We start from the raw sequence: 4,022 nt of genomic DNA on the forward strand, positions 1-4,022 counted from the left end.
CATCGGCATGGCGCTGGTCGTCGTCCTCGACTACTTCACTGACGCCGCGGTGACCGTCACGTCCACCGCGTGTGACCTGCCCCGGGGGCCGTTCCCGTCGCGATGTCGGACCCGGGTGGCAAGCTCTCGATCGATCACGCGTCCTTCTACGATCGGAGCCTGCCGGCGATGGGTGTCGACTTTGATGCGGCATGGTGTGCAACGGACCTCGGCGACCACCGTCCGTGCCGCTACACCTACGAGAGGTACGCGTACGACACGCTGCCGCCCCTCGACGAGGCGTTGTTCGCCGGGGAGTTCCGGTGGTTGGGCGATCCGGGCGGGTTCGTCGCCGATCAGGCCGCGAAGTTGAAGCCGATCGAGGGGAAACTCGCCGCCGAGGGGCTGGCGTTGCCCAAGGACTTCGTCACCTTCGCAGTGTCGTCGAACTTCCAGGGTGCGTTGGACGGCGTCTCGGTGACCGCCTGCTGGAGCAGCCTCTCCGAGCCGCTGCCCAGCCCCGTCGAGCCCGGGGCGTTCCTCGTTCGCTTCCTTCGCGACCAGCAGGACTGTGTCCTCTGGTACCTCTACCTGCGGCCGTCCGGCGAGGTGTTCGTGGTCAGCTCCCATCTCGACTACGAGTTCGAGTACACGGCACGGGATTCGGACGAGTTCCGGCCCGAGAGCGACCTGGCCGATCATGATGCGCAACGGGCGGCGATCCTCTGGTGCGCGCCCTCCTTCGAGAGCTTCGCCTACCGGTTCTGGCTGGAGAACCGCCTCTGGCACGTGGTCAACGGTGGTGACGATGCGTCCCCGGACCCGGCGATGCTGAGGTACCTGGACCACTACGCAGCCGCCTCGCCGCAGCAAGGCTGACCCGGAGCCCTGACGCGGACGCGCCGGCGTGCGAGGATCGGGGGCCATGAGATCACCGACAGCGGACGGTTCAGGCCCGGCACCGGGGGATCCGCCGACTACGTGGAGCACCTGCAGGTCCCCGCGCTGAGCTTCGGTACGTATTCCATCCCGGCGGGAGCGGTCGACGGGCAGTCCCCGCACACTGAGGACGAGATCTACGTCGTGACGCAGGGCCGCGGCTCGTTCACCTCCGGCGGCCGCACGATCACCGTCGGCCCCGGCAGCACACTCTTCATCCCAGGCCGGGGGAGCACCGCTTCCACGACGTCACCGAAGACCTGGTGGCACTGGTCTTCTTCGCCCCCGCCTACAGCGGAACGCCGAACGACTGACACACCGGCGCGGCGAGCACCCACCAGCCCGCCGGACCGCGCATCCCCGAACCGCTCGACGAACCACCGACGGCTGCGAAGTCGCCGACGGCTCAGTGCCAGGCTGAGGCAGCTAATGAGCGGGGACAGTCACGCAACGGCCACCGAAGCAGCACCCCCACGCCAAGTGCCCAGTGTTGCCCCGGCCGCACTGGGCTACGCGTCGTCTCCGTGATTCGCCTTCGCCTCGCTTTGTGCTTTGACGAAGGCCTGGGCAAACATCCCCCAGTAGGTGGACATGTCGTCGCTCGAGCCGGCTTCGAACATCCCATCCGCCCGCGCCCACGCCATGAGAAGCAGATCGAAGGAATCGGCCAGCTCGTCAACCAGGTCCTCCACCTCAGATCGCGACCGGGCTGCGGCCGCGCGGTTTCGGGCTTCCAGGAACCTCTTGACCATCGAATGCCGGGAGTTCAAGCTGAGGACCGTCCTCCCGGCCAGGTTGGCAACCTCGAACATCTCGGCGCCGGGCCAGCTTCCATTCACCAGCGTCATCGGTTGGTTCGTGAGAGGGCCGTCGCGTTGTGAGGCTTCAGCGTCGTCGCGCTCCTCGTACGCCGATTGCCCGGATCCTCCGGCGCCGCCACGATGGACCGGCTCACGGTCGGAACCATGTCGGTCTTCATCCGACGCCCGGAGCCACGCCTCATGAACCTGCCTCAGGGTCTCCTGCGCGTCCAGTTGCTCGACCGACTTGGCTACCAGGACACGCACGACGGACTGAACCTTCGGCCATGCAGGCAACTTCTTCCCGCTTAGCATCGAACTCACCGTCTCGCGCGAGACCAAGTCGGCTTCCTCGTCCGACTCGCGAACCTTCTCGCTGATGGCACGCGTGCTCATGTAGCCCGTCAGCCTGTGCAGGCGCTGGAGGTCATGCACGAGGTTCCGGTGCGGACCATCCGGCAGCCCGTCTTCGCCCAACATGGCGATCCGCGGCAAAGGATCACCCCCCTCTCAATCGGCGCAGCATGTCAGAAAGTGTCAGATCACGGCAACGCACGTCCGACCGTGTCACCCCGTGGCTTGCACCCCGAGCCAGAGACCAAGCTCGAGACATCAGCAGTCCGTCAACCAAGCGGGGACACACGATGGTCAAGAGGAAGGCGCACAGGCCGGCAGAACGGTCCCAGGTGCGAAACGCAGTCATTCGGGGCGCCGTAAGCGGTGGCGTTCGAGCTCTCCTGGAGTTCATCCTCAGACTTTTGCCCTGAGCTCAGGAACGCCCGCACCGTGCGCGCTGCGGGGCAGGTACCCGACGACGAAGCGGACGCTGTGGTGCGCGAAGCCGCCAACCCTGAGCCGGACACTGGTGCCATCGGTCGCCAGCTAAGGGTGATCACAGCGGCTTCCGGGTTGGCGCGCGACCACCCGCATGCCCTCCTGCTACGCCGTCCCGGCCTTCCGACCGGACTTCCACAAGTTCGTCACAAGAGCGTCGGGCCCCTCCCCCGACGGCAACGTCCTTGAAAGCATCGTTGCCGGGTATCGGGGAGGTGCCCGCGGAGCGATCGATGGGAGGGTTGCGATGAACGCGCGGATCGAGGACGCCACGTCGCCCGGCCGGTTCCGGCAGGCCGTCGGACCGGCCGGCCGTGTCCTGGTGCAGGGCCTGCTCCTGCTGGCCGGCCTGGCCGTCACCGTGCTCGGCTTCGGCCGGTTCGTCGACGCGAACGAGGAAGCGGTCGCCTATCACTCGGCCGCGGTGTGCGACACGGCGGCGGCCACGCCGGGGACGGACTGCGTACGGCACGAGACCGGCAAGGTGACGGACAAGAACTCCGGCGATTCCTACTACAACTTGACGGTGGCCCGCGAGACGGCCCCCAAGCACACCTTCGAAGTCCCCTGGACCCTCTACACCGACACGGAGGTCGGCTCGGAGGTCGACCTGGCGGTCTTCCACGGGCGGGTCGCCGAGATCTCCCACCACGGGAGCCACTCCCAGACCGCGGGCACGTCCTGGTCGGCGTCCCTGGAGGTGGCCCTCCTGGTCGGCCTGGGTTCGACGCTCACCGTCCAGGGCCTGACCTGGTCGCGTTCGGGTTCGCGAGGGGCCCGCATCGTCCTCACCAACCTGACCGTCACCCTCACCGCGTTCTTCGGCTGCCTCGTCCTCATGTCGTCGACGACGTCCCTCGGCCTCACCCTGGCCATTCCCGTGTTCGGCTGGCTGTTGATGACCGCCGTCGTCACGACGGCCTCCTGGGACCAGCCCCTGGGAGACCCGCTGTACGGCCGACGGCCCCGTCCGGCCTGGTGAGAGCGGTCGGCGCAGGTGCGCGGCACGGCCTGCGTCGAGACCCCGCTGATACGTTGACCCCATGACAGTGGCATTGATCGACTCGGGATTCGGCCTCCTCTCGACCGCGGGCTGGCTTCGGCACCTCGCCCCGGAGCTCGATCTGCTGCTGCTTCTGGATCCCGAGGGCGCCCCTTGGGGTCCCAAGACGGCCTCCTTCGTCACGGACCGTCTGCTCACCGCCGCCGACCTGGCCACGCAGCGCGGTGCGCAGGCCGTCGTGGTCCCCTGCAACACCGCCACCGTCACCGCGATCGACGCCCTGCGCGAGAGGTTCGAGCCGCGCGTTCCCGTGATCGGAACCGTCCCCGCCGTGAAGCCGGTCGCGGCGGCCGGCCGGAACCTCGCCGTGTGGGCGACCGTCCGTACCACCGAGAGCGACTACCAGGAACGCCTGATCGCGGACTTCGCGAACGGCGTGCCGGTGGCACGGATCGCGTGTCCCGGCC

At 68.0% G+C, this 4,022-nt stretch carries 5 protein-coding genes; 4 read left to right on the forward strand and 1 reads right to left on the reverse strand.

Features of this window, described 5'->3' with window-relative positions:
• Positions 1-168 precede the first annotated feature (168 nt).
• Together ABZ885_RS36930 and ABZ885_RS36935 are read left to right on the forward strand one after the other, a co-directional pair.
• Complete coding sequence (locus tag ABZ885_RS36930) at positions 169-858, forward strand: hypothetical protein (RefSeq protein WP_360198918.1); 690 nt, start codon at positions 169-171, stop codon at positions 856-858.
• A 102-nt stretch (positions 859-960) separates the two neighbouring features.
• Complete coding sequence (locus tag ABZ885_RS36935; RefSeq protein ID WP_360198920.1) at positions 961-1,446, forward strand: cupin domain-containing protein; 486 nt, start codon at positions 961-963, stop codon at positions 1,444-1,446.
• Here ABZ885_RS36935 and ABZ885_RS36940 read toward each other — a convergent pair.
• Positions 1,428-2,213 carry a hypothetical protein gene (locus tag ABZ885_RS36940; protein WP_360198922.1) on the reverse strand — a complete coding sequence of 262 codons (786 nt, stop codon included), beginning with the start codon at positions 2,211-2,213 and terminating at the stop codon, positions 1,428-1,430. The two genes, ABZ885_RS36935 and ABZ885_RS36940, sit on opposite strands and share 19 nt — an antisense overlap.
• 586 nt (positions 2,214-2,799) lie before the next feature.
• Between ABZ885_RS36940 and ABZ885_RS36945 the strand changes: the two genes are divergently transcribed.
• Both ABZ885_RS36945 and ABZ885_RS36950 read left to right on the forward strand, forming a co-directional pair.
• Positions 2,800-3,534, forward strand: coding sequence for a hypothetical protein (locus ABZ885_RS36945; RefSeq protein WP_360198924.1), 735 nt, complete (start codon positions 2,800-2,802; stop codon positions 3,532-3,534).
• 61 nt (positions 3,535-3,595) lie between these two features.
• The coding region (locus ABZ885_RS36950; protein ID WP_360198926.1) for an aspartate/glutamate racemase family protein at positions 3,596-4,022 on the forward strand (427 nt) is incomplete at its 3' end.

Origin of the sequence: Kitasatospora sp. NPDC047058 (assembly GCF_040643935.1) — a bacterium.
GTDB lineage: Bacteria > Actinomycetota > Actinomycetes > Streptomycetales > Streptomycetaceae > Kitasatospora.